The 25,071-nt window shown below is 56.8% G+C and carries 24 protein-coding genes; 4 read left to right on the top strand and 20 right to left on the bottom strand.

The window, feature by feature from the left end; genetic code table 11:
• Positions 1-10: 10 nt before the first annotated feature.
• Positions 11-1,012, bottom strand: a complete 1,002-nt coding sequence (locus DFP90_RS21175; RefSeq protein ID WP_115939265.1) for a zinc transporter ZntB — start codon at positions 1,010-1,012, stop codon at positions 11-13.
• A gap of 199 nt (positions 1,013-1,211) precedes the next feature.
• On the opposite strand from DFP90_RS21175, the gene DFP90_RS21170 reads away from it, so the two are divergent.
• Positions 1,212-2,348: a transporter substrate-binding domain-containing protein gene (locus DFP90_RS21170; RefSeq protein WP_181905497.1), complete on the top strand. Its 1,137-nt coding sequence runs from the start codon at positions 1,212-1,214 to the stop codon at positions 2,346-2,348.
• Positions 2,349-2,388: 40 nt separating this feature from the next.
• Here the strand turns inward: DFP90_RS21170 and DFP90_RS21165 are convergent, their stop codons facing one another.
• Genes DFP90_RS21165 through DFP90_RS21135 form a run of 7 tightly spaced genes read right to left on the bottom strand, consistent with a single transcriptional unit; the run spans position 2,389 to position 9,805 of the window.
• Complete coding sequence (locus tag DFP90_RS21165) at positions 2,389-3,456, bottom strand: pyridoxal-phosphate dependent enzyme (RefSeq protein WP_115939261.1); 1,068 nt, start codon at positions 3,454-3,456, stop codon at positions 2,389-2,391.
• Between the two features lie 6 nt (positions 3,457-3,462).
• Complete coding sequence (locus DFP90_RS21160) at positions 3,463-4,725, bottom strand: nucleotide disphospho-sugar-binding domain-containing protein (protein WP_115939259.1); 1,263 nt, start codon at positions 4,723-4,725, stop codon at positions 3,463-3,465.
• The gene (locus DFP90_RS21155; protein ID WP_181905496.1) at positions 4,725-5,957 is read right to left on the bottom strand and encodes an ABC transporter permease; all 1,233 of its coding nucleotides are present in this window, start codon (positions 5,955-5,957) and stop codon (positions 4,725-4,727) included. Before DFP90_RS21155 ends, DFP90_RS21160 begins: the two co-directional genes overlap by 1 nt.
• A 10-nt stretch (positions 5,958-5,967) precedes the next feature.
• Positions 5,968-6,687 (bottom strand): ABC transporter ATP-binding protein, encoded by a 720-nt coding sequence (locus DFP90_RS21150; protein ID WP_115939255.1) that lies wholly within the window; start codon positions 6,685-6,687, stop codon positions 5,968-5,970.
• A complete protein-coding gene (locus DFP90_RS21145) occupies positions 6,684-7,670 on the bottom strand; it encodes an ACP S-malonyltransferase (protein WP_115939253.1) in 987 nt (328 codons plus the stop codon). Before DFP90_RS21145 ends, DFP90_RS21150 begins: the two co-directional genes overlap by 4 nt.
• Positions 7,671-7,674: 4 nt before the next feature.
• Complete coding sequence (locus DFP90_RS21140; RefSeq protein WP_115939251.1) at positions 7,675-9,006, bottom strand: hypothetical protein; 1,332 nt, start codon at positions 9,004-9,006, stop codon at positions 7,675-7,677.
• Entirely contained in the window at positions 8,999-9,805 is an 807-nt protein-coding gene (locus DFP90_RS21135) for a hypothetical protein (protein ID WP_115939250.1), read from the bottom strand. The genes DFP90_RS21140 and DFP90_RS21135 overlap by 8 nt, the downstream gene beginning before the upstream one ends.
• A gap of 235 nt (positions 9,806-10,040) precedes the next feature.
• Between DFP90_RS21135 and DFP90_RS21130 the strand changes: the two genes are divergently transcribed.
• From DFP90_RS21130 to DFP90_RS21120, 3 genes are read left to right on the top strand one after another with little or no spacing between them, the layout of a single operon-like run.
• Positions 10,041-12,479 (top strand): beta-ketoacyl-[acyl-carrier-protein] synthase family protein, encoded by a 2,439-nt coding sequence (locus DFP90_RS21130; RefSeq protein WP_115939248.1) that lies wholly within the window; start codon positions 10,041-10,043, stop codon positions 12,477-12,479.
• Complete coding sequence (locus tag DFP90_RS21125) at positions 12,479-13,222, top strand: beta-ketoacyl-ACP reductase (protein WP_115939246.1); 744 nt, start codon at positions 12,479-12,481, stop codon at positions 13,220-13,222. The genes DFP90_RS21130 and DFP90_RS21125 overlap by 1 nt, the downstream gene beginning before the upstream one ends.
• Positions 13,222-13,467 carry an acyl carrier protein gene (locus tag DFP90_RS21120; protein ID WP_115939244.1) on the top strand — a complete coding sequence of 82 codons (246 nt, stop codon included), beginning with the start codon at positions 13,222-13,224 and terminating at the stop codon, positions 13,465-13,467. The genes DFP90_RS21125 and DFP90_RS21120 overlap by 1 nt, the downstream gene beginning before the upstream one ends.
• 3 nt (positions 13,468-13,470) lie before the next feature.
• Here the strand turns inward: DFP90_RS21120 and DFP90_RS21115 are convergent, their stop codons facing one another.
• The 12 genes from DFP90_RS21115 to DFP90_RS21060 all read right to left on the bottom strand — a co-directional run bounded on the left by DFP90_RS21115 (position 13,471) and on the right by DFP90_RS21060 (position 24,846).
• The gene (locus DFP90_RS21115) at positions 13,471-14,184 is read right to left on the bottom strand and encodes an FkbM family methyltransferase (RefSeq protein ID WP_115939242.1); all 714 of its coding nucleotides are present in this window, start codon (positions 14,182-14,184) and stop codon (positions 13,471-13,473) included.
• A gap of 14 nt (positions 14,185-14,198) precedes the next feature.
• Complete coding sequence (locus DFP90_RS21110) at positions 14,199-15,278, bottom strand: NAD-dependent epimerase/dehydratase family protein (RefSeq protein ID WP_115939240.1); 1,080 nt, start codon at positions 15,276-15,278, stop codon at positions 14,199-14,201.
• Positions 15,275-16,387: an NAD-dependent epimerase/dehydratase family protein gene (locus tag DFP90_RS21105; protein ID WP_115939238.1), complete on the bottom strand. Its 1,113-nt coding sequence runs from the start codon at positions 16,385-16,387 to the stop codon at positions 15,275-15,277. The genes DFP90_RS21110 and DFP90_RS21105 overlap by 4 nt, the downstream gene beginning before the upstream one ends.
• A 4-nt stretch (positions 16,388-16,391) precedes the next feature.
• Positions 16,392-17,414: a hypothetical protein gene (locus DFP90_RS21100; RefSeq protein ID WP_115939236.1), complete on the bottom strand. Its 1,023-nt coding sequence runs from the start codon at positions 17,412-17,414 to the stop codon at positions 16,392-16,394.
• A gap of 26 nt (positions 17,415-17,440) precedes the next feature.
• A complete protein-coding gene (locus tag DFP90_RS21095; protein ID WP_115939234.1) occupies positions 17,441-18,163 on the bottom strand; it encodes an ABC transporter permease in 723 nt (240 codons plus the stop codon).
• Positions 18,160-19,068, bottom strand: a complete 909-nt coding sequence (locus DFP90_RS21090; RefSeq protein WP_181905495.1) for an ABC transporter ATP-binding protein — start codon at positions 19,066-19,068, stop codon at positions 18,160-18,162. Before DFP90_RS21090 ends, DFP90_RS21095 begins: the two co-directional genes overlap by 4 nt.
• A gap of 11 nt (positions 19,069-19,079) precedes the next feature.
• Entirely contained in the window at positions 19,080-20,534 is a 1,455-nt protein-coding gene (locus DFP90_RS21085) for a serine hydrolase domain-containing protein (protein WP_115939229.1), read from the bottom strand.
• Between the two features lie 2 nt (positions 20,535-20,536).
• Complete coding sequence (locus tag DFP90_RS21080) at positions 20,537-22,120, bottom strand: amino acid adenylation domain-containing protein (RefSeq protein ID WP_181905494.1); 1,584 nt, start codon at positions 22,118-22,120, stop codon at positions 20,537-20,539.
• A gap of 11 nt (positions 22,121-22,131) precedes the next feature.
• Complete coding sequence (locus DFP90_RS21075; RefSeq protein WP_115939224.1) at positions 22,132-23,169, bottom strand: glycine cleavage T C-terminal barrel domain-containing protein; 1,038 nt, start codon at positions 23,167-23,169, stop codon at positions 22,132-22,134.
• A gap of 5 nt (positions 23,170-23,174) precedes the next feature.
• Positions 23,175-23,453, bottom strand: coding sequence for a phosphopantetheine-binding protein (locus DFP90_RS21070; protein WP_115939222.1), 279 nt, complete (start codon positions 23,451-23,453; stop codon positions 23,175-23,177).
• An 83-nt stretch (positions 23,454-23,536) separates the two neighbouring features.
• The gene (gene fabZ, locus DFP90_RS21065; RefSeq protein ID WP_181905493.1) at positions 23,537-23,977 is read right to left on the bottom strand and encodes a 3-hydroxyacyl-ACP dehydratase FabZ; all 441 of its coding nucleotides are present in this window, start codon (positions 23,975-23,977) and stop codon (positions 23,537-23,539) included.
• Positions 23,978-24,108: 131 nt separating this feature from the next.
• Complete coding sequence (locus tag DFP90_RS21060) at positions 24,109-24,846, bottom strand: outer membrane lipoprotein-sorting protein (protein ID WP_115939217.1); 738 nt, start codon at positions 24,844-24,846, stop codon at positions 24,109-24,111.
• Positions 24,847-25,071: the final 225 nt, after the last annotated feature.

Genomic DNA, 25,071 nt, shown 5'->3' with positions numbered 1-25,071 from the left:
TCCAACCCGGTTATTTCGGGATCGTCAGCCATTTCATTTTCTTGAACAACATGAACATGCCAATGCCAACCGCCGCCATCATTGCGCAGACAATAGCAAAAGCCCATGGGTTTTCCGACCCTGGGATACCGCCGACATTAATCCCTAGCAAGCCGGTCACGAAACTAAGCGGCATGATGATCGTCGCGACCAAGGTCAATAGATACATGGTACCGCCCATGCGCTGGGCCAGGCGGTTGGCCAGTTCATCCTGGATCACGGACGCGCGCTCCCGGATTTCCTCCAATTCCTCGTTAATGCGGGTAATCCGGTCGACAACTTCCAGCATTGGGCCCTGAACCTCTTCCTCCATCCAGTCTTCATCAAGATGGTTCAGACGGCGCAAGGCTTCCTTTTGGGGCGAGATATAGCGGCGCAAGGCGATGGCAACCCGCCGCAATTCATTGAGCTTGTGGCGCATGTCCTCCAGGTTGCTTTCTTCTTCGGACCCAATCAGTGCCTCTTCCAGTTCCGATGTCTGATCCGACAATGTGTCGATCACCGGGCCCATTCGGTCAATCAACCGTCCTGCCAGCTTTGCCAGAAACTGACCAGGCGTGGCCGGTCCTTTGCCCGTCGGCATCTGATTACGGATATCATCCACCGCCATCAGACGACGCAGGCGTGTGGTGATTACACGGCTGCTGTCAGCCCAAACCCGGATCGAGACCATATCTTCCGGACGGGCATCAGGATTGAGATTGACCCCGCGCAGGATAATCAGCGCGCCTTCATCATAGCTATCACATCGGGGCCGCGTCTCATCCGCCAGCAACCCTTCCAGCACATAAGGGGCGATACTGCTCTCCGCCCGCAGCCAATCACCGGTTCCGGGATGGGTACAGTCAAAATGGACCCAGATATTCCCTTGATCCGGGGTCCAATCCTGTACTTCCTGCCAACTCAATTCCCGACCCGGCTTATCACCGCTTAACAGGAAAGCGCAAATCAACTCATCATGGTTGCCCATCATTATCCCCCAGAGACAGGAAATATGAGGATCTCCGATATGGAAATCAGTCGGCTGAAAGTTTACATCCACCGCGAACTAACTGAAACCATTTACTTTCAACCTCTATTGGCACGCCTGCCCGGCACCGGCTATAACTGAGATGAAGGCTGGGCGATTGAGCCATGCCACTTTAAGACCAACTCCGATTGCAGGTGCACCGATGCCCCGTTTCCCATTCCCGTCCTACCTGACCGCCCTGCTTTTGGCGCTGCCGCTCTTTCTTGGTCTTCCCTCTCCCGAAGCCTTTGGACAAGAAGCGGCAAAGAAACTCACCGTCGCGATTGTCGAAATTGAGCCTTTTGTCGTCCGCAAAGATGGCAAGAAAGATCAATGGACCGGACTTGGCATTGAATTATGGACCCAGATCGCCCGCGACCTTGAACTGGAATACGAATTCCGCCCGATGACCGCATCCATCGCCAAACGCTCGTTACAAGACGGCACCGCCGATCTGGCCATTGGGGATTTCGATATCAATTCCGAGGATTACCGGCATTTGGAATTCGGCTTTCCCTATCTGCATTCCAGTTTCGCCATCGCCAGTCTGGAACGGGAGGAATCCGCCTTTCCAAGAATCGTGGAGCGCCTCTTCTCCAACACCATTCTCTATATCCTGGGCGTGTTGGTTTTGCTGATGGTATTCGGCGGCACCATTTTCTGGCTGATGGAAAAAGACAATAACCCCGAGATGTTCAAGATCGATCACGGTCGTCTGCGCTTTCTCAACGGCGCGATCTGGTCTTTTCTGCTGGTCACCGCACAAGAACCGGATGTCTTCAAGAACAGCTCATTGCGGGGACGGTTGTTCGCAACCGGCCTGTTGATCATCGGGATCACGGTTTCCGCAGGCTATATCGCGCTGATCACCTCTTCTTTCACGGTCAGTGAAATGACCGTAGCCAGCCACGGGGAAGAAGATCTGGCGAATCTCAGGATTGTTACCCCGGCCAATAGCAGCGGCATTGACTATCTCAACCGCCATCATCTGCGCCATAACATTTTCCCCAACATACATCTGGCGGCGGACGCCCTGTTTGATGGCAGCGCGGATGCGATCGTCGCCGACGGGATTGAGCTGGTCTATTTCGCCAGGCGGCATGCAGAAGCCCCCCTTGCCATTTCCCCGATCCATCACGAAACCGAGTATGTATCCCTGCTCTTCCCCAAAAACAGCCCGCTTGTCGCGGAAACCAATACGGTCCTGATCAATTTCATCGAATCCGCCGTCTGGAACAGGCTGCGCACACAATATCTGGGCCAGAAGGTCAGTTCGGAATTGGTGGCAATGAATAACTGACGGGGCAAAGGCCCCGCCCTTTAATCCGTGCTCACATTTTTCAGACTAATTCTTTCAGCCCAGTAAGCTTTTTCACCTCATCGAGTGAATAGGCTGATGCCTTTTCGATCTCCCCGGCACTTGGCTTGCTAGGGAAGACCATCACCGTAACTCTGTCGGCGTCCTGATCGGAAGCCATCCGGCTGGCCGCCAGCCAGTTTGCCGCCGCGGACGACCCGATCCACTCACCGGTCAGTTCACGGAACAGGCGCATCGCCGCCATGGTTTCTTCAAACCCTAAAGTGACATGCCCCGTGATGCGGCTTTCTTCCGGCGCGACAAAAGGCTGCTTGCGCCCGCAACCCAGCCCGCCAGATCCATCAAATTTGGGTAGGCCGTTTGCCGGCGCTTCGGTCCCGTAAGGCAACTCTGCCGGAGTGGTGGCAAAGGTCTGCAACGCCGGATTGGCTGCGGCCAGGGCACGCTGAACCCCGATCAAGGTGCCACCAGTCCCAATCGAGGCAACCCAGCTATCCGCTGTCAGGCCCAGCGCCGCCAGATCGGTCACTATCTCCGCCCCGGTACCCATTTCATGCATCCGCAGATTGGCATCATTTTCATGCTGGTGCAGGAAATGCCAGTCTGGATTGGCGTCCGACAGGCGGACCGCATGCTGCACCACTTCCCAAAAGCCCAGATCTTTGTCGATGATCACAGCATCCGAGCCTTGGACACGCATTTTTTTGACTGACTCATCCGGCACATAACTGCCAAACACAAGCGTGTTTTCCAGGCCAAGTCCCTGACAGAGAAGAGAGAGAGCAATGGCCAGGTTGCCGCCGCTATATTCCAAAACTTTGTGGCCGGAGAGATCATCCCCTGGCAGTTGCGCCAGAAGATCGTGAACCATGGCAAAAGCGGTTCGGTCCTTGACCGAACCGGAGGGGTTATCCCACTCGCATTTGGCGAACAGGCGCGCACCGCCTTTTGGGCCCGGCACGTTGATCAGGGGGGTGTCCCCCAGATCCCGGCCATAGCGGGCCAGTGCCGGAAACCGACGCAGAACATCTTGATCTATAAATGAATCAACCGGGCGGATCTTAGAAACCACATCATTGGTTAAAGGCATATGCCGTCATCCTATGTCATGTGCCGTTGCCACCCGGTGCATAATCTTTATAGTGGAATTGAAGGGATTTTCCAACCTCATACTCGCGGAAAGTTTCTCGCAAGTTTCGGAAAGACCGTCCTGCGCCAGAAAATCCTTGAATATAGTGCCGACATCCGCGCTATCCCCCAATGGCACCACACGGCCGCCCCCCAACCTTACAATTCCATCGGCATTATCCGGCTGTTCAAAACGGAGCGGCATGATCAATTGCGGCAACCCCGCCGCCATCCCCTGGGCCACCGTACCGATGCCGCCGTGATGGATCAGGGCAGAAAGCCTGGGCAGCAATTGGCCAAAGGGCGCCTGGGACACCACAAGACAGTCATCCGGCAGGGATGACGGCAAATCCTCGGGATAGCGGCTGATGATCAGACTACGTTTCCCCGCTGCCCTGCAGGCTTCCAGCCCACGTTCAAAGAACAGCGTCGCCTCCTGCATGAAACTGCCGCAAAACAAACCGACAGGATCTGCACCTGCAGCCAGGAACGCTTCCACATCATCCGAGAGCGGCTCCACCACCCCGGTATCGATCAGGGGGAAGCCCGTTTGTTGGAAATTATCCGGCCAATCCGGTGACGGGCATTCAAACCATTCAGGAAACAGGGCCAGATAGTTTTCGTCCGGATCACAAGGCTCCGCCTCGCGGAACAGATGAGCCAGGCCGGTGGTCGATCCGGTCCCCTGCTTGCCGTAAATCTTATAGAGATAGCTTTCAGCGGCGCGCATGGAACGCCAATAAGACGCTTTTTCCCCCGGCAGCAGATCAATCCCGCAGGCTTGGGCCGGGTTCAGCCCCCGCAACATGCCGGGCTGGATCGCCAGATTAAGCAATGGCAACCGGGCGGCCCGCGCCGCCCAACGCGCGCCATAGGAATAATTGTTCGGCACAATTAGGCACCGGCGGCCATGACGGGCGGCAAAGGTCTCAACATAATGCGCCGCCGGTGCAACGCAGGGCAGAATTCCTTCCCGCAGGAAGGCCGCCCAGCCGCTGTCCTTGTCCCGCCAGGCCGCTCCACCGACAAAGGCGTCAAACGCTGGCTTATCTCCAATCGGGTGAAAGCCAATCCCGCTGCGCTCAATATGATCTCGGAAAACCTCATTGGCCATGATTTCCACCGGATGCCCGGCCGAGGCCATCAGTTTGCCCGTCGCCAGCACCGGCATGAGATCCCCCATGGTGCCAACGCACGACAACAGGATCGGAAAATCAGCTTGCCCCCCCATCAGCTATGCCGGAGCGCATCGACAACCTGACAGCGGATTGCCACCTGGGCCGGGAAAATGGATACCACGCCTGCCAACAGGGCCAGGAAGATCATATTGCCGATCCATTTGCCGGGTACCATGGCGATATAGAGCTGCACCGCGCCGGAAATACCCGGCGGGGTATAGGTGATATTCGAAATATTGATCAAATGCGCAATCCCGGCACTGCCCAAGGTGGCAAGAATGCCGGCCACCAGCCCCAACACCAATCCCTCCATGCCAAACAGACGGCGGATGCGGTTGGGCGTCATGCCGAGCGCACGCAGCATGCCGATCTCACGTACCCGTTCCATCGCCGCCATGGTCATGGTGTTGAAAACCCCCATCAGCACAACCACCAGAACGATCAGGAACAGGAATCCGAATATCATGTTGTAGATATCCTCAACGCCTTTGAAGAAGGCGGACATATCGCGGAAGGTTTTCACTTCCAGCGGCATCCCGTCGAGCTGTTCAAGCTGGGCCTCCAAACGCGCTTTAGCCTCACTCAATTTGACTCCATCCTTCAAAACCACGGAAATCTGGTGCGCACCTTCCGTACGATAGAGCTTTTGCCCCAAAGCCAGCGGGATGATCATGAATTTATCATTCGTTGCAGTCGACCCCGTGGGATAGGTCGCCTTGACCTGGACATCCACCGCATTCATCTGGTTTTTGACCGTCGTGGAAAACAGCGTCAGAAATTCCCCGGTGTCCACTTCCATGATTTCCGCCAGGCCTTTGGCAACCTGTCCTTCGGTCAGATCCCCCGCCACCAACGGCTGGCCTTCGCCACGCCAATCGAATTTCTCTTGAAAATCCTGCAAAACCGCCGGATCCATAGCTACTGCCAGGAAAATAATGCTGTTCTTGCCATTGCTGACCAGGCCGGAAAGATTCATCCGTGCCGCCGCCAGTGCCACATCCGGGTCCTGGCGAATCACCGCCAGGGTTTTTGCCAGTTCAGGCCCATCGAACATATAGGTGATTTCATCAATCTTGCCTTTGGTGTCGGCCCCTTCCTTCATCACGCCGAGATGGCCCAGCATTTCACCATAGGCCGCGGTTTCGGCGAGCGATTCCACCGTATCGGACTGATAGCCCTGGAAAAGATTGACCGCAATCAGGCCGACGATGAGGGTCATGGAGGTGATCAGGGTCCGGCGTTTCTGGCGCAGCAGGTTGATCAGGGAAAATCGAAATGAAAGCATCTGTTTTTCCTCAGGCCGTCCCGGCCGCATCTGTTACGGTGTCCGGGGTCAGCTTGCCATCTTCCAGATGCAGGATCCGGTCGGCAAATTCCCGAAGCCTGGCATCATGGGTCGCCAGGATCACGGCCGTACCCAATTCATGGCAGAGCGATTGGATCGCTGATGCCGTCTGCCGAGCGTTGTCTCCATCCAGGCTGGACGTGGGTTCATCGGCAATCAAAAGTTTGGGCCGGGTCACCAGGGCCCTGGCAACCGCCACACGTTGGCGCTGGCCACCGGAGAGCTTTTCCGGTGGCTGGCTCGCCAATTCAGCCATATTCAGCTTGTCCAGGATTTCACGCACTTGGCTGTTGGCCTCTTTGCGGGCAACACCACGGATATCAAGCGGCAGACGGATATTTTCCAGCGCTGTCATGCGTGGTATCAGATCTGCGGATTGGAAGATAAAACCAATCTCCTCATTGCGCAGATTGGCAAGCTTGCGCTCCGCCCATTGCCCGATGATCCGGCCGTCAATTTCGATTTCACCCTGGTCCGGTCGATCCAGCAGGCCCAGGATATTCAACACTGTCGACTTGCCACTTCCCGACGGCCCTTCCAGCAAGGTCAGGGATCCTTCCGGCAGATCTAGATCAATCGCGTGCAGCACTTCCTGACAGGCGCTACCCTCGCCATAGGATTTGCTGATCCCCTTTAACCGGGCGCGGGGATGAGATGAATTATCGATCATGACGGGGGACCGCCTCCTTCACTGTTACATTCTTCCAAATGCTGCTGGAGCCGCCGCAACTGTACAGCGGTCTCAGAGCGGAAAATCTGGGCCTGCCGATCCATATCCAACAACAGCCCGGTCAGGATTTTTCCCGGTGCCAACTCAATCCAGATCGCATTTTCATGGTCACGGCGCATCGCCTGCATCAGGCCCAGCCAATTGACCGGCCTATCAATCTGCCTGGCCAGCCGCTCCCGGATATCAATAGCCTTGATAACCGGTCTGCAATCGAGCGAGTTCCATACAGGCGTTGCGATATCGCTGACATCAATTTGTTCCAGCACGTCCCGAAATTCTTCAGCTGCCGGCGACATAGCCTTGCTGTGCCAGGGACCTGAAACCGGCAAACGGGTCACACGCAATCCCAACGCACGGGCCGGATCGGCGAGTACGCCAAGTGCGGTTTCATCCCCCGACAAAACCACCTGTCGGCCGGAATTGATATTGGCAAGACAGATATCGGCTTCACCCGCCTCATCCAAGAGCTTTTCCGCCGCTGTGGGCATTTCGTCCGACCGCGAAGTCAAAGCCACCATGGTCCCGCCACTAGCTTCGGCTGCCGCCTGCATCAATGCACCGCGTTTGGCTGCCAGCGTGATAAAGGTTTCAAAATCAAACGCCCCTGCGGCATAATATGCGCTCAATTCCCCGAGACTATGACCAGCCATGGCAACCGGTTTGAGCGCCAGTGGCGCCAGCACCGCCCATGCCATGGCAGAGACCGTGCAGATGCTGGCCTGCAAAATATCCGTGCGGGTTAGCAGTTTCACTGGCCCGCGCTGAAGGATCTCTTTGAGCGGAAAGTCCAAAATTTCATCGGCCCGGTCCAGAAGGTTGGCCGCCGCCGGGCTTTGCGCTGCCAGGCTCTTACCCATGCCAACGGATTGGGCCCCCTGTCCGGGGAACAGCATCACCGCCGGAGAATGTTTCAATCTGCTCATGGGATCAGAACCTCAGCAACATGCCGGAAACAACCTGGGTATCAACGGATTGCCGGAAAGCTCCCCCTTCACGCCCATAAGCCTGCAAAAGTGACAGAGTGAATTTGGCGGGGCCATAGCTGTAAACCACGCTGCCATAAAGCCGACCGGTAAAATCCTGCATATTGGTTTGATTCTGGAAGGTCAGATCAAAATCCCCAATCGAGCGAGAAACGATCAGGCTGGCATTATGCTGTCCGAGATAGGGAAGTTCGTTTAGGGCCGCCAGGCCGAGCGTCCCCTCTGACAGCGCCGGTGCACCAACCAGGTTTTCATTGGCGGCGAGCGCGATATCACGCGCCAGGTCCAGCTCACCTTTACTGTAGCCCGATCCCTGGAACAGGTATTCCCCGTAAAAAGTGGTGTCATCCGCCGTGGTATAGGAACCGCCCACAACAATTTCAGGCTTTCTGACCGCTTTCCCGCTATTGTAGGTGCCGCCAAGGATATTTGACGACTCCACCGGATAGCGGGCCCGGCCCCGCTTGCGGAGACCGGCATCAAAATAGAGAACGGTTGCTTCCCCCAATGTCCATTGGCCATAAGCGCCGTATATCGGCCCATAATCTTCCTGGTTCCCGGCCAGCAGGGATACATTGTAATTATAGCTGTTGTAATGGACGGCCACCGTTCCCGCCCGCTTGAACGGATTACTGTCCACGGAATCAATCGAACCCCGGCTGTAATTCTGATAGGCGCTCATACTCCAGGTGCCGTTGAAGGCATGACTCATCCACAGGAAGTCAGAGCCAAATTCTTCTTCCAGCGGATTTGCCGTGCTGCTGGTATCGGGAAACGGATTGGAAGGCGATCCGAAAAAGGCCGGCCCCCAAGCCACAATCCCGCGCTGGGCGGCGAGCGTGGTGCGCGGTATCAAACCGGAAAATTTCGCCTGATACCGCCCAATCTGGATATTTTCTTCGGAATAGGGCGCTCCGCCGGCATGGTCAAAGAAATGACGTTCAAAACTGAACCAGGGTTCCAGTCGGAGATTGATACCAGCGGCACGGTTCTTGTAGGAAAACTCCGTTCGCGCAACCGTATTCCAATTTCCGGTTTCAATCCGTTTGATACTGTTGTTCGGATTGACGATGCCTTCTTCAGGGTTTGTGTGCGTATAAAGGCTGCTGATCTCGCCATTGAATCTGACATCATTCCAGAATGTCTCCAACCCCCCTGGCTCCGGCGCATATTCATTCTTTTCCGGGCCGGTTTCCTCAGCGGTCAACGCCCCGGGCGCCATCAACGTCAGTCCCGCCGCAAACAAAAAAGGACGAATTCGCGACATATCATTCATGTGAAATTGCCAGTCCATGCAGCATATGATCCGGGCTACCGATATGCATTTTTGAGATGCTCAGGTAATAGGTCGTGCCGCTATCCTGGGTGAGTTGTATCGAAGAAACGAACTGATGGGATACACCTTCCACTTCAAGACTGTTGTTATTCCCGAAGACAAGCTCCCAGGTCTCATCCCGCTCGTAATCAAACATCTGGCCAGAAATCGGCTCATTCGTGGCACGATCGGTAATCACCTTCATCAATTCAATCGGGGCGAGCGGATCATTTTCCTCAAACAGATACTGCCGGTGACTGGTGACGGCCGGATCCATTTCATCGGCTCCAAATTCGGCCCAGAAATCGCCGAATAGCTGGCTGCCAAACCAGAATAGCTTTCGATTGATCAGATCGCGGAACACTGTCGGACGCATAGCCTCATGGCCATGCTCCTCTTCAAGATGAATACGCATGCCATCCATAACCAGAACATCGCCTTGATAACGATGAGGTTTTTCATATTCAAAGGTACGGGTATGCCGTGACATGCCGACGGAAACTTCCTCAACCACCGGCCCATCTTTTTCCGTTCGCATCTGCAAGGTGAAGTAGAGGGCCTGGTCATGGTTCCAGGTCATCAACAATTTTTCCTTCACCGCTTCAAAGTCGGCTTTTCCGGCAGCAGGGGAATTTGATGGGGTGATGAAAAAGGCAACGGCAAAAAACAGAACGGCCAGCCCCTGAAATAAACAGGAAAAAAACCAATTCTGTTTCAGTTTGCTGAACGCTTTTTGGATTGGCCAGGGTTCATCACGCATTCTGGTCATTCCGCCTCTGAGTTGTCACCAGCCCCCTAGCAACGGTTTCATATATCAACACAAAATCACAAATACTGGCAAGACGAATATCGGAAAAATATGCCCGCTTCCGTAAACGGGGCAAATAAACCGGCCAACAGACAGAATGAATATGACAGTCCCTTGATTTATGGTTAACTTTACCCATGTCCTGATGGGGATCAGGCAGGCAGATCGAAAGAGGAAACCCTGATCTATGGTAAAAGTGGTGGTCACTGGCATTGGCCTTCTTACTGCCCTGGGAGAGAATAAAGACAGCTGCTGGAAACATACACTTAAAGGCGAAAGCGGTATCGGCCATAATACGCCCTGGCCCGCCGACGCCTACCCCACCGACCTGGTTGGGGCAGTATCCGACGCAGCCCTTTCCGGAAAACTGAGCAAGCGTGATCAACGGCGGCTGGACCGCTGTCACAAACTGGCGCTTGTTGCCGCGGACGAAGCCTTGTCCGACAGCGGCATTCAGCTCGATGATGCACAAAAGGCGAAGACCGGGCTTTATCTGGGCACGTCGCTTGGCGGCATGACCTCCGGCATGGAATATTACCGCAATGTCCTGAAACACGGGCCCAGCCGACATCCAAGAGCTCATTTTTACCCGTTCCATATCTGTCTGGATATTTTGTGCCGAGCAACCGGGTTTTCCGGGGCCAGATCCCTGGTAGCCACTGCCTGCACCGCATCCACCCTTGCTGCGGCGCAAGCTTTTGAAGCGGTCAATAGCGGGCTTGCGGATCGCGTCCTGCTTGGTGGTGTTGATCCTTTGTGCGAATTTTCCTTCGCCGGATTCAGCGCAATGAAAAATGTCTCCACCGCCCGTTGTGCGCCTTTCAGTGACCCGATTGGCTTGTCACTCGGAGAAGGGGCCGCCTTTTTCATGCTGGAACGGGAAGAGGACGCCATCCGGCGCGGTGCGCGGATTTATGCGGAAATGAGCGGTTATGCGCTTGGGGCCGACGCCTATCACCCCACCGCCCCGGACCCGTCCGGCCGCAATCAGAAACGCCTGCTGCGCGAAGCACTCGGCGCGACCGGCCTGAAGACAGAGGATATCGGCTATATCAATGCCCATGGCACCGGCACACAGGCCAATGATATTTGTGAAACAAACGCAATCCGGGAGGTCTTTGGCGATCATGCGGCCAAAATTGCGGTTTCTTCCACCAAGGGGGCTACGGGCCATACCTTGGGAGCCGCAGGTTGTGTGGAACTGGCCATGACCGTGATGGCAGTCGCTACAGGCGAATTGCCGCCGACGGCCAACTTCACCCAGGCACGCGAGGGCTGTGATCTCGACTATGTGCCAAATCAGGGTCGCAAGGCAGAAATCAAGCACGCTATCAGTCAGAATTTTGCCTTTGGCGGCAATAACGCCGCCCTTGTCATCAGTCGACCCGGGGCGGAAAACACCGCCCTTCCTGGAAAAGACATGGACGATCTCACCCCGGTTGTTACCGGCATGGGTGTTATTGCCCCCAATGCGATCGGTGCCGACGCTCTCCTGGCAGCACTCAAATCCGGTACAAGCGGCCTGACAGAGGATCATGACCTTGCCCTGGAAGGACAACCTACCCGGCTGGCTGGTGCCATCAGAGATTTTAACCCGGCCAAGTTGACCAGGACCAAGATCCGACGCGCGGACCGGTTAGGTCAATTGGCTGTCTGTGCCGCTGATCAAGCCCTGGCCCATGCCAAGCTCCGGGTCAGCAAGGAAATGGCGGAACGGACCGGTGTCTTCATCGGCACCGACCGCGGCCCGGCAGGCAGCTGCGAGAGCTTTTACCGTGAGATCGCTACCGGCGGTCTGCGCGATGCTGACCCCAAGGATTTCCCAAATACAGTGTTAAACGCTTGCTCCGGCTTGGTTTCGGTCAACCTGCGTTTGCGCGGCCCGAATATAGTCACCACAGTCGGCATGGCCTCCGGTGCCCAGGCCATCGCCCTGGGCGCCCAACTGATCCAGGCCGGCAAGGCCGATGCGATTATCGTCGGCGGCTGTGACGAATTGACCCCGCAAGTACTGGCGGGTTACGGCGCCACCCGCCAGCTTTCGCCGGACATGGGTGAGGGCGAGGCCCAAGGCCTATTCCTTCATGAAGCACGTGCCAATGGTGCGGTGCTTGGCGAAGGGGCCGGCTTCCTGGTCCTGGAAAGCAAGAAATCGGCCCGGACACGCAAAGCCCGAATTCTCGCGGAACTGGCTGCCTACGCCATTGGCGGCGCGCCCGATTTTTCTGGTGCCTCGATTGCCCGGACTATGGAAAGCTGCATCTCGCAGGCAGGCCTTCAGCCCGATATGATCCTGAGTGGTGCCATCGGTCAGCCTGGTATTGATCAGGGTGAACGCCAGGCCCTGGAGCAATTGCAGGCAACCCGCCCGCAACTGCAGGTCTCCGCGCCCGGCAGCCTCTTCGGGATGAGCGGTGCAACCCCAGCCTTTAACGCCTGCGCGGCGGTATTGGGGCTGAGCGAGGGCTTCTTCCCCGCCGGGCCTGAGCGACTGTTGCCCGCAGGGAATGTGAGAATGATCGAAGGGAAATCTCCGGACGGCCAGCCGCAATCGGTTCTGGTAAACGGCCTGTCCATTGGCGGCACGGCCGTCTCCCTGATGTTTTGCAAAAGTGATGGTGTGTGATGAAGTTTGAAGGAAAAACAGCCCTGGTGACCGGCGGCAGCCGGGGCATCGGGGCCGCAGTGGTGAAACGGCTGGCCCGGGAAGGGGCCCATGTCTATGTCAATTACCGCCGCGGCAAACGCGACGCGGACAATCTCGCCGCCGAACTGGCCGAGGAAGGCCTGACCGTCAGCCTGCTCCCCTTCGATGTTGCTAATCAGCAGGCGGTTGAGGATGCCATGGCACAGATCCTCTCTGAGCGAGGCAACATCGACCTTTTGGTCAATAATGCAGGCATTACCCGCGATGCCTTTGTCGCCATGATGCCCCAGGATGCCTGGGACCAGGTGTTACAGACCGACCTGACCGCGCCTTTCCTGACCTGCCGTGCTGCGGCAAAAACCATGATGCGCCAGCAATCAGGCGCGATTGTGAATATCAGTTCAACCACGGCGGTAAGCGGTCGTCCGGGCCAGTCGAATTATGCTGCTGCCAAAGGCGGGGTCATCGCGCTCACCCGGACCCTTGCCCTGGAACTGGCGAAATACGGAATTCGGGCCAATTGCGTCATTCCGGGTTTTGTCGAGACCGATATGCTGAAGACATTAAGCCCGAAACATAAGAAGGAATATCTGGGCTATATTCCCAACGGCCGTTTCGGCCAGCCGGAAGAGATCGCCAATGCGGTCACATTCCTGCTGTCTGACGAGGCGTCTTACATCCAGGGCCAGACCCTCACCGTTGATGGCGGGATGATCCATTGATGACCAGGGACCAGATCGAAAACACCGTGATCCGGCTGGCGGCCGAAGCCTTCGACCTGCCAGCCGACAACTTGAGCATGACCACCAGCATGGAAGAAACCCGCGCCTGGGATTCCTTTGCCCATGTGGCCTTGGTATCCGGTGCCGAAGAAACCTTCGGCCTGGATCTGCCGCCTCAGGAAAGCGCCTATTTCGAGACGCTTTCCCAAGTGGCCGATGCGCTGGAAAAGCACATGGCCGGTTAACCCTCAGTCGCGGTCTGCCGGTTTAAACAGCAGATCGCACTGATTAAGGCCGCCTGCTCCCTGGACAAGATTGAAAATGGACAGCATCCGGTAGCCATGATCATCCATGAAGCGGATATAGTCTGCGATATCCGCCTGATCAGCATAGGTCGCGCAATGGATATATTCGAAATAGACCAGCCGGATTTTCTTATCGCCAAGCATCGCTGATGCACCTTCCAGCACCTTCAACTCATGGCCCTGGACATCGATTTTCAGGATATCAATGGCTTCGATCCCACGGGCAGCGCAATAATCATCGACCGTATCCACCGGCACGTTGATTTCCTCACGGATCTTCAATGCCGCCGCAGGCCAGTTTTCTCCGGCCTTTTCATGGGCGGGCTGGAGGGAGCTGGCGGCGGTGAAGCCATTGATGAAAAAGGTGGCTTCACCGGCCTTTTCGGCCATGGCACTGCTATTGAAGACAATATTCTGCCCGGACAAAAGCGTTTCCGCCTTTGCCCGTGCTTTTTCCTGCGGCTCAAAAAAATGGATCTGGGCTTGTGGAAAGAGATCAACATAGCGGCGACTGGTCTCGCCCTGATGCCCGCCGATATCAAAAATCACCCGGACTGAACCCACAGTCTCTTTTTGCAATAGAAAAGCACCGTCATCCTTGCCCGACCGGACCGCCGCCATGGCGGCCCTGGATGATTGAAGCGGCGGTCTGACCATGTTTTCCGTTCCTTTCAGGCGGCTTCACCCGCCAAGCGGGCTTTCATCACATCATGCATCTCGCTCAGCGTGGCCTTCAGATCATATTTGAAGGACCAATCCGGATAATCCGCCTGGAAGCGGCGTACATCGCTGATCCACCAGACATGGTCCCCGATCCGGTTTTCATCACTATAGGTCCAGTTCATCTCACGGCCCGTCAGATCCTCGCATTGGGCAATCGCTTCCAGGATGGAACAGTTCGCATGGCGCGACCCGCCGATATTATAAACAACGCCCGGCCGCGAGGGGGTCTCGCCAAAATGCCAGAAGGCGGAGACCAGGTCATGGGCGTGAATATTGTCCCGCACCTGCTTGCCCTTATAGCCGAAGATCGTATAGGGCGTGCCGGTAATCGCACAGCGCATCAGATAGGAAAGAAAACCGTGCAACTGTGCGCCTGAATGTCCGGCCCCCGTGATACAGCCAGCCCGGAAACAAGCGGTCTTCATACCGAAATAGCGGCCATATTCCTGCACCATTAAATCGGCAGATGCCTTAGAGACACCAAACAGGGAATGTTTGGTCCGGTCGAGCGACATCTCCTCATCAATGCCATGGGCGGCATAGGGATGGGTTGGATCCAGCTCCCAGCGGCCTTCCACTTCCATCAGGGGCAGACTATTGGGCGTATCGCCATAAACCTTGTTGGTGCTGCAATAGATGAACGCTGCGTCCGGCGCATGGGCGCGGCAAGCTTCCAGCATCACCATGGTGCCGTTGGCATTCACGGTAAAATCCGTGATCGGATCGCTGGCCGCCCAGTCATGGGAGGGCTGGGCCGCCGCATGGATCACCACGGCGATATTGCCCTTGAACCGGGCAAAAAGCGCATCGACCGCCTCGCGGTCCCGGATATCAACTGCCGCATGTTGATACCCTTTCAGATCCCGCTCCAGTTCCTGCCGGGACCATTGGGTTGAGGCATCCTTGCCGAAAAAGGATTGGCGCATGTCATTGTCGATCCCGACAACATCATAACCTTTGGCCGCATAAAAACGGCAGGCTTCCGCGCCGACAAGCCCCGAAGAGCCGGTGATGATGGCAACCGTCATTGTGGTTTTTGCCTTTCTTTGGAGGTGGTGCCTGCCCCCTCCGGTGAAAAGATTGGTTGCAAAAGCGCCCGGTTAGCGTCCAGCCAACCAAACACATCTTCCAAAAGCGACTTGATGCCGATCTTGGGCGTCCAGCCGGTCGCACCGGTCACTGCCGAATTATCCGTGATATACCAGGGAATATCCACCGCAGCGGTTTCCGCAACCGGCTGGATCGACATTTCCCGCCCAGCCAGTTTCCGGCATTCCTCTGTCAGTTCCGCCAGGGATATGCTGTTGTCCGCGCCGCCACCTGCGTTGAATATGCCGCCGGACAGCTTGTCCATCTGCTGGATCTGGAAAGAAATCAACCGGCACATATCCGCCACATGCAAGACGTCGCGGACCTGATGCCCATACCCGCCGAAACCGAGATATTTCAACTCTCCGCCAAAAAGATGGCGAGCCGCCCAGAGTGCGATGAAACCCTGATCCACCTTGCCCATCTGCCAGGGGCCGGCCAGCACGCCAAATCGGTTAATGATGGTACGCAACCCGAAGCTTTGCCGGTATTCCTCCAGCAACAATTCCGCCGACAGTTTGGTCGCACCATAAAGCGATCGGTGCCCCAACAATGGACAGTCCGTCGAGATGCCGGCACAGGACCAGCCGGTACCGGCATGCCCAGCCGGAATGTCCAGACGGCCCCCTTCGTGCACCAAAGGCAGGTCCCGCAAGACGGGAATGGGATATACCCGGCTGCTGGAAAGAAAAATCACATCGCTGCCATGGGCCCTTGCATGGTCAAAACAGTTAATCGCACCGATCAGATTGGAATTGATCAGGTAACCCAGGCTGCCATCCTGGCCCGCATGCACACTGGGCTCTGCCGAACATTCAATCAGCAGATCCACCGCGCCAACCGCCGCCAGATCCTCTGTTGTGCGCACATCACCATGCTGAAAGACAACGCCGCCGGCAGCCAACCTCGACAGGTTCAATTCAGATCCGCGCCGCTTCAAATTATCAAGCGCGATCACTTCATTACCTGGATTTTCGGCTTTCAAATGCAGCGACAGATTCGACCCGACAAACCCGGCCCCGCCTGTGATCAATATCCGACGGCCCATGGGGTCAGCCCTCCCGGCCCATATGCGCAACCTTGCGCGCAGCTTCATCCTTCAGGCGGCTTTCATCCACCAGACGTTCATCTGGATCCACCAGTTGCATCAGGATCATATCCCTACCTTTGAACCTTGGGAACAGCCCGCCAAACAGGCCACCAAGGCCAGCCAACACCTGATGCGCCACAGCCGGGTCCTGGGGATATTGCGGCACCAACACATGTATGGCCGGGATGTAGCCGGTCCGGAAATGATCCACACGTTCTTTTAGGACTGTTTCAATATCCTCACCAATCCGCTCGATTTCCAGGGTCACGATCCCCCGGCCCAGATCCGGATATTCCCTCATCACTGTCATCTTGTCCGCCGGTTCCGCAGGCACCTCCCGGAAGGTCACCGGCAGGTCCAGCGCCTCATATAGCGGCAGGGTCAATTCCGCATGGTCGGGCGCCAGGTAACAATCATAGGGATCCAGGAATTTATAGGCAGGATAAACCGACAGCACCTCAGGGCGGCGGCCCTGACGGATCTCCACCGCCGCGCCCTGGGGCCGGTAACCGCCGCGGAACTGATGGCCGCCAGTCGGTACCGTGGCAAACAAAAGCCCCACATTGATCAAGCCAAACTGACCGGACAGGCGCTGGGACAGGGTATGGTCCACTGTGTCGGTCGTGATCACCAGGCGCAGACCGTCATAACGAAAGCTTTTGCCAACCTTGTCGATGCAGTCTTTCAACAAGGTGTTCAGCACCGCCATACGTGTCATTTCATTCAGGTCCGGATCCAACGCAAGACAGCCGAACCAGGCGACATCCCGCCCGCCGAAGGGAAAGCCCATATCGAAATAGCCCAAAAGGCGGTCATCCTCCCGATCCGCCACCATCATCGGCACAAAATCACCGCGCTGATAACGCGCCAGCAGCTCTGCAGGCTGATAGAGATGTTTGCCCGAATGGCTGTAGCCAAAGACCTTATACATCAGATCCCGGATCTTTGGCGCAGTCTCTTCCGTCAGATCAACCAGTTTCAACATCGACAATTTTACTCACTCATCAACAATCAGGTATAAGCCCGGCTTTCATGGCGCCGATAGGCCCAGACGCACAGCCCAAAGGCAGCAACGGCATATAGCGCCAGCCAGCCCAATTGCGGCAGGTTGAACCGGCCATCAATCGCGGCCCAGACCAGTTCGGCAAACATCCTGGAGGGCAAATAGGGCGAAAAGGCCGCCACGCCTTCCGGCAAACTGTCCGGATGGCTCCACACCGATCCCAGGAAGGACAGTGGCAGATAAATCAAATTGGCAATCGGCACTGCCGCTTTTTGCGGAGCCAAATAGCCCAAAGCCACCCCGAACAAGCAGAAGGGAATCGTCCCGGCCAGCAGGGCGAGGCCGACCCCGAACCAGGTGCCGAATGAAAAAGTCACGCCATAGGACCAGCCAGCAATGCCAAGACACAGGATCGCCAGCCCGGCAATCACGCCGGCAGCCATAATCCTCGCGGTGAATCGCTGGAACAGGGTCACCGGCAGAACCCGCATGAAGCTTTCCCACGGCGACCCGCGATCATCGGCAATCCCGACCCCAAACTGATAGAAAGCCACACCCATCACGGCAAAGACGCAAAACGACCCCAGCGGAAATTGCGCATCGATCAGATCCCCACCATTAGGCCCGCCGAAAAACAGATAGAGCATGGTCGGGAACAGCACTGTCGGCACCAGGAAAGCCGGGATGCGGAAGAGCTGCAGCAGGATGAAACGGAAATGCAGAAGAATCATGAAACCGTCCCTTTGTCCGCTTGTTCGCTGCGTTCCAACTCGGCCAGGATCGCGTCCTCAAGGCTGGCTGGGGCCAGCTCCAAGTCCTCAAAGGCCACCCCGGACCGAACCAAATCGCGGACAGCCTGATCGCCATCTGCGACATCAACCACCCAGCGCCCGGCCTCCTGAACCGCGCCAGGGAACGGTGCATCACCGTTGACCGGCGCGCTCCGGAAAGAAAGCCTCCTATGCCCCAAACGGCGGCGCACCCGGTCCGGGCTGTCTTCCAGCAAGATCCGGCCCCGGTTGATGACAATCACCCGGTCCGCCAATTCCTGTACCTCATCCAGGTCATGGGTGGTGAGGGTAATCTGAACATTCCTGTGGGCCGCCGCCCGGATCGATTTCCACAAGGCGCGTTTGGCCTGGATATCCAGGCCGGTGGTCGGTTCGTCCAGGAAGGCCAGCTTGGGCTGGCCCATGAAGGCCGCCGCCAGCGCCACCCGGCGCATCTGACCGCCGCTCAAATCACCGGCATTGCGGTCCATCAGGCCATCCAGCAGGAACCAGGATTTCGCCAGATCCACCGGCAGGGGTGTATCGAAATGCGCAGCCACATAGGGCAACAGCTCTTTCACTTTCAAGGTTTTCGGCAGGGCCACATTCTGCGGGGTCAGGCCAATCCGGTTCCTTGCACGCATGCTGCTCGGCGGATCGCCCAAAACCCTGACCGTGCCCTTGTCCGGCTGACGCAACCCCGTCAGCAATTCGGTCAGCGTGGTTTTACCGGCCCCGTTAGGGCCCAGGATCGCCAGGATCTCGCCTTCCTTCGTGCTCAGGCTGACATCATTCACTGCGGCGGTCTTGCCGAAATGCTTGGCCAGGTTTTCCGCTTCCAATACTGTTCGTCTTGATTGCGTCACGCGTGCGCCCCTCACCGTCCCACCGCTTTCAAAACCACCCGCCAGAGAGTGGCCAGAAAGATATTCTGCTTTACCGGTGCGCCATTGACCAGCAGAGAAATATGCCGCCCGCGGATCCGCGCCAACAGGCCAGAACAGCCCGGCACCAGGCCAAAATGCCACCAGACCAGTTGCGGAGTAAGCCCCCGGCCCGCCGGGTTTTGCACAAATAATCCATCGCCGTAATACCATTCGGTCGGCATCGGGGCCGCCCCTTCCCGACCGAGCATCCCTTCCAGGCTGGCCTCATTGACAAGCGAAGGCGCCAGATCGGTCAGATGCTGGTTCAGCTTCACCATCTCGGCCGCGGTCACCAGCCAGCCGCCCATAGCATCGCGGATCGGCATAACCCGCTGATAGGGGGCGGGCACCATGCCCTCAACGCCCATCGCCGCCTGGGGCGCTTCCGGCGGACAGTCCCCTTCATGATAGATCACTTCATCGGGATGACGGCCATCGGCAAAAGTGGTCGCCAGGCAGATGTCGTTCAGGCCCAGCGGCTGGAAAATATTGCGGATCACGTAATCCGCATAGGATATCCCGCTGACCTGCTCTATGATCCGGCCCAACAGCCAGTAGTTATCCGTGTGATAATCGAATTTTTCGCCCGGTGTGAAATGACGCTGGGCGGTATCCAGCACCTGCTCGAGCCAGTCTCGGGAAACAATCGAATGCAGATCCGGTTTTTCCGCTAGGGTACCCGCCTCCAGAGGCGATGGCGCGCCGGTAGCCGAATCCACCTGAACCCCGCAGGACATACGCAACAGATGTTTGATGCTGGCCCCCTCAAAAACCGCCGCATGGCGATCCGACATGCCCAGGGCTTCGGCCACCGGGATATCCAATGACAGGCTGCCCTGCTCCACCAGCTGATAGATCGACGCTGTCGTGATCACCTTCCCGAGGGAAGCCGCCCTAAATCGATGGTTTTCATTGAGCGGCACGCCTGCAGCCGCATCTGCCCAGCCAATGGCCGTTGACTGGATTTCGCCTTTCTCCTGGGCGCTGGCCATAACCCCGCCTGGCAGATCCCACTTCTCCAGCAATTCTCCAATGGCATCTACCAAAGGATCGCCCTGTCTTTCATGCCGGAAAGTTGCCAGATCGCCGGAGAGCACATAGGCGATATGGGTGACCACCGGTGCCAGGGCCCCATCCACCTGGCAGTGGAGACGCAGCACCTGCTGACCCGCAGGTAATGCGCCCACTTCCAACAGGGCTTCACCACCCGCGTCAATCTGAGCGTCAACAAGGCTTTCGCCATTACAGCGGAGGGAAGCCATCAACGCATGGCCGGCTGCCTTAATGCGCAACCGGATGGCACCATCCTCTTCCTGGAAAAGGGCTTCCGGAAGGGGATTCAGGCCGCTCTGCAAGCTGGTCACCTGCCCCTGCAAACGGCAAATCTGTTTGGTTATCGTTTCCACGATCAACCGTTCCTTTCTTCATGCCGGGCCAACAGTGCCTTCCGATCCAGTTTCCCGTTCCGGTTCATCGGCAGTTGGTCCAGGCTATAGATTTTCTTAGGCACCAGATAGGCGGGCAAGTGGTTTTCGCATCGTGCGATCAGGGCTTCTCCGTCGATCCCTGTTCCTTCACAATAGGCGATGACACCAGTGGGATTGCCGAGCCGGTCCGGAGGCCATGCCAGGGACATAACCCGACAGCCACCGGCCAGTTCGCTCAAAACCGCATCAATAGCGGCAAGTTCCACCCGGTATCCCCGGATCTTGACCTGGTCATCCAGGCGGCCGTGGAAATGCAGGCACCCGTTTTCGTCCCGGTGGGCAAGGTCCCCGGAGTGATAGAGAATATCACCGTTTTCCGCTTCCTCGAAACACCGTCCGGTCTCCTGTTCCGCCAGCCAGTATCCCGCAACCACCTGACGACCGGTAAGGCACAGCTCACCCATTTCACCGACCTCGCATTCCCGCCCATCCGGACCGATGATCAAAGCCTCCTGTCCAGCGAGCGGCCGGCCGATTGGCTCGATCCCCTCACCGATCGTTTCTATTCTATAGCCGGTAAAGGCGATGGTGGCCTCAGTCGGGCCATATAGGTTGAACAGCTCCGCCCCCGGTGCCGCCTCTGCAAATGTCCGCACCAGGTTTGACGGCAGGGCCTCACCGCAAAAGGCAGCCAGCCGCAGGCCGGGATAACCGTCCGGCTTCATCTGGTGGAACTGATCCATCAGGGCAATCACAGAGGGCACCGAAAACCAAACAGTGATGCCCTGGTCCCGCACCATATCAGGTAGGGTCAGGATTTTCTCCCCATCCGGCACATGCAGGGCAGCCCCGGCACACCAGGTGACCGCGTAATCATGCACCGAAAGATCAAATGTCAACTCAAACAGCTGGGTGCAGCGATCCTCCCGGCGCACCGGCATAACCTCTGAAATCCCGTCCAGATAGGCGTGTAGATTACCATGGCTGACTGGCACGCCTTTCGGCTTTCCGGTCGAGCCCGAGGTGAACATCAGATAGGCAAGGGCATCCGGCCCGCAGGCAACCGGGTCGAACACCGCCGCCATCTGGTCAATGCTATTGGAACCGATCACCCGATGCCGCTCAGGTAAAGACATGTTTTCCGGCAGCTCTGCCAGATCCAGCAGCAACACGGTATGCGGCGCGGCGTCCTCCGCAAGAAGTTCGCACAATGCCTTCAAACCCGAGCGATCCGCCAGGCATAGGGCGGGTGCGAGCTGTCCGAACGCATCTCTGTGGTTGGCGGCCAAATCCCGGACGGGGAACGGAGCATAAAAGGCCCCCGCCTTGAAGCAGGCCAGGATGGCCGCAAACCCGTGCAGGCTGCGCCCGGTGAAAAGCGCGCAGGCAAGATTGCGCCCACCCGTTTCAAGATGAATGCGATTTGCTATCCGGTTTGATAGCGCATCCAGATCGCCATAGCTGAAAGACCTGCCGCCCAGAACCAGCGCGGTTCGCGCAGGTTCATCGGCGGCATGCTTTATAAAAGCTTCGGCAAGTCTGGGAATGCCGGCTATGTCCGTCAATGCCGGCCCCTCTAGCGCGCCGAGTTGCTTTTCGTGATGAAGAAGGGCGCGGAAACAACCCGACCCGACTGCCCGGCAATGGATACCGGAAGCCCGACCGCCGCCATATCCCGTTTGAGATAAGCCAGGCAGATCGACGTTTCTAAGGTCGGAGACCAGGCAGCATTGGCCACATAGCCAACATCATTCCCATCACCGTCCAGGATTTGCGTCTTGGTTTCCGGCACGACCCGGGTTTCATCCAGGGCGATACACACCATGTGATGGGGGGCCTCTTTCGCTCTGGCAAAAAATCCGTCTTTACCGACAAATTCCGGTTTCTGGAAATCCACCATCCAGTGCAGGCCGGCTTCCAGCGGATGTTCACCCCCCGGCCGATCGGCAGAAGCGTTAAAACCACGGGTTTCCAGTTGCAGCAGGCGATGAAGATCTGCGGTGCAATCCACCACATCCGGCGCTTCCGCCCGGATTGCCGCCAAAAGCGTATCGCGGCTGCTGGCATCCGTCAGGAAGAAATAACCATATTCGCCCGTGGTGCCAATTCGGCCCACGGTCACCGTGGCATCCCCCAGATCCGCTTCAGCGAAAGCCATAATCCGCATGCCGGCAACCGCACCGCCCAGGATTGCCATAGGCAGGTCCGCGCTTTCCGGCCCGTCAACACGGATCAAACAATAATCACGGCCAAGATCAACGACCTCCACCTCTTCATCCGCATCGGGCTTGATCGCAGCGGCTAATGCATCCGCCCGGTCGGCGGGGGTGAGCAGGATAAAATCCTCAAATCCGCCCAGCACCTGAATATCGGTCAGGAAATTCCCGTCCGCATCCAAAGCCATTGTATGCAGGATTTCATTTTCGCCCAGCTGTTGCATATTGCCGGTCAGAACCCGGTCGAGAAACTCGCGGGCGTCATAGCCGGTTACTTTCAGTTTCGCCCAATCGCTAATGTCGGTCAGGCCGATCCGGCTGCGCACGGCATCATAGGCGGCGGACATCTCCTGGACCGTTTCAAAGGACAGGGGTGTGTTTGCGTTTTGCATGGTCATGACTGTCAATCCTTGGAGCGTTCAATGAAATCCGCGATGGTATTGATGGACCGGAAAATGGTCACATCATCGGTCGGAACCGTCATGTCGAACTCCCGTTCGACACTCAAGACCAACTGCAGCGCATCAATTGAATCAAGCGCCAATCCGACGCCAAAGAGGGGACAGTCTTCGTCGACTTGGTGGGGCTCAAGGTCCAGTTCGAGATTCTCGATCACCAGATCCTTGATCGTGGACACCAGTTTTTTTCGTTCGGAAACCAGCGCCAAAACAGTTTGTTGCATATGTATTCCTAACCCGTGCCTTCAATGGGTTGTGTAACTGCCTATATGCCCCCGCGTGTGAACGCGATAGGCCTAATATGTTGTTATTGTAGTGCCACCGTCAAGTCACCAGAGGCAACTTTTCTTCTTCCGGTTTTGACGGCACAAACCAACTGGATCAGCGACTGCATACGTTTTCCCACGCTAACAGTCATTTCCAACGTATCTCCCGGGCGGCAGGGCGAATGAAATTTAAATTTGTTGATCGAGGCCAGATAGCCCGTCGCCTTGCCCGATTGCGCCCGTTCATCAACATCCCCTGATTCAAGCGCCAGGGCGATGGCCCCCAATTGACCGCATGCTTCGGCGATCAACACACCGGGCATAATCGGGTCGGTCGGGAAATGCCCTTCGAACACGGGATCGTCGGGTTCCAGAAATTTCAGGCCCGTCACCCTTTGCCCCGGCTTTACCGAGGTCACTTCGTCAACCAGCAGAAACGGTTTCCTGTGGGGCAACAGCTTTTCAATATCCGCCCGGGTCATCGGGCATCCTTCCGGAGAATTATCAGTCATGTCCAATTACAATACTCACTTCACAACAGCAGAGACAACAAAGGGGCGGGACAAGGCCCACCCCTTCGCTTTAACAGTTTTGTACCAATCCTAGAGAAGGATTAGTTGCCCATCACGTTGGAAAGGGCAAAGCTGTCGGCGCTGACATTCGAGAAGGTCGGCTTGCTGTAGGTCAGCGTGGTGGTACCGCCATTGGCATCGGTGATAACCATTTCGGAAATCATCGGGGTGTTGCCGGTGCGGCCCGGAGCCATGTTGCCATAAGCATAGGTTGCGGTTTTCAGCAACTTGCCGTCAGCAGTCATCATTTCGGACTTTACAGCTGCCAGCGTATCCATGGAAACATAGAGACGCAGGGATTCGTATGTCGCGTGGTCATTGCCTTTCAGGATGAAGACATAAACACTCTTGCCGTCGACAACACCGTCGCTGCGGTTGGAAACGGTATAGTCGCTGGTCCAACGCTGGGAAGCGATGTCACCATAAGAAGCGGCACCCAGCAGTTTCTGACGCGGGGAAATCGGCACCGGGTTGCGAACACCCGGTTTGATGAACCACATGTTCTGGCCGCGCTCCAGAATCTTTTCGTCACGTTGATTGTCCGGTTTTTCGTAAACAGCAAGGAAGTCTTCGTTCCGTGCAGTCACGTCCAGGGTTGAATTGCCTTCCGAGGCCGTCACGTCCAGTTTCCAGTTTACACCCATCAGCGCGCCGCGTTTTTCATCGGCCTGTGCCAGGATATTCAAATCGGTGAGTTCACTTGCATTAACATTGCCGGACAAAGCCAGCCCTGCCACAACGGCGAGAGCCCCGACGGATTTCAAGGTTCTTTTCAACATCTATGAAGATCTCCTGTAAATTTGCCCCCGTGCAACGCCTGTCCACGTTAAGTTTATCGCATAAGGCGAGGATCCGGTTTTCTCTCACTTGAGAAACTGTGGACCAATTAAATCCTTTTTTTGCAAATAAGGCCATGTCTTTTTTGAAGAAATTTTCAACTAGCAGACTAACCACTGCTAGGGACGGTAACAAATTACCGTAAATTCTTCATTCGAACCGCGATG

This window comes from Aestuariispira insulae (genome assembly GCF_003385955.1).
GTDB classification, from domain to species: Bacteria; Pseudomonadota; Alphaproteobacteria; order UBA8366; family Aestuariispiraceae; genus Aestuariispira; species Aestuariispira insulae.
This window is presented reverse-complemented; position numbering and strand designations above follow the sequence as displayed.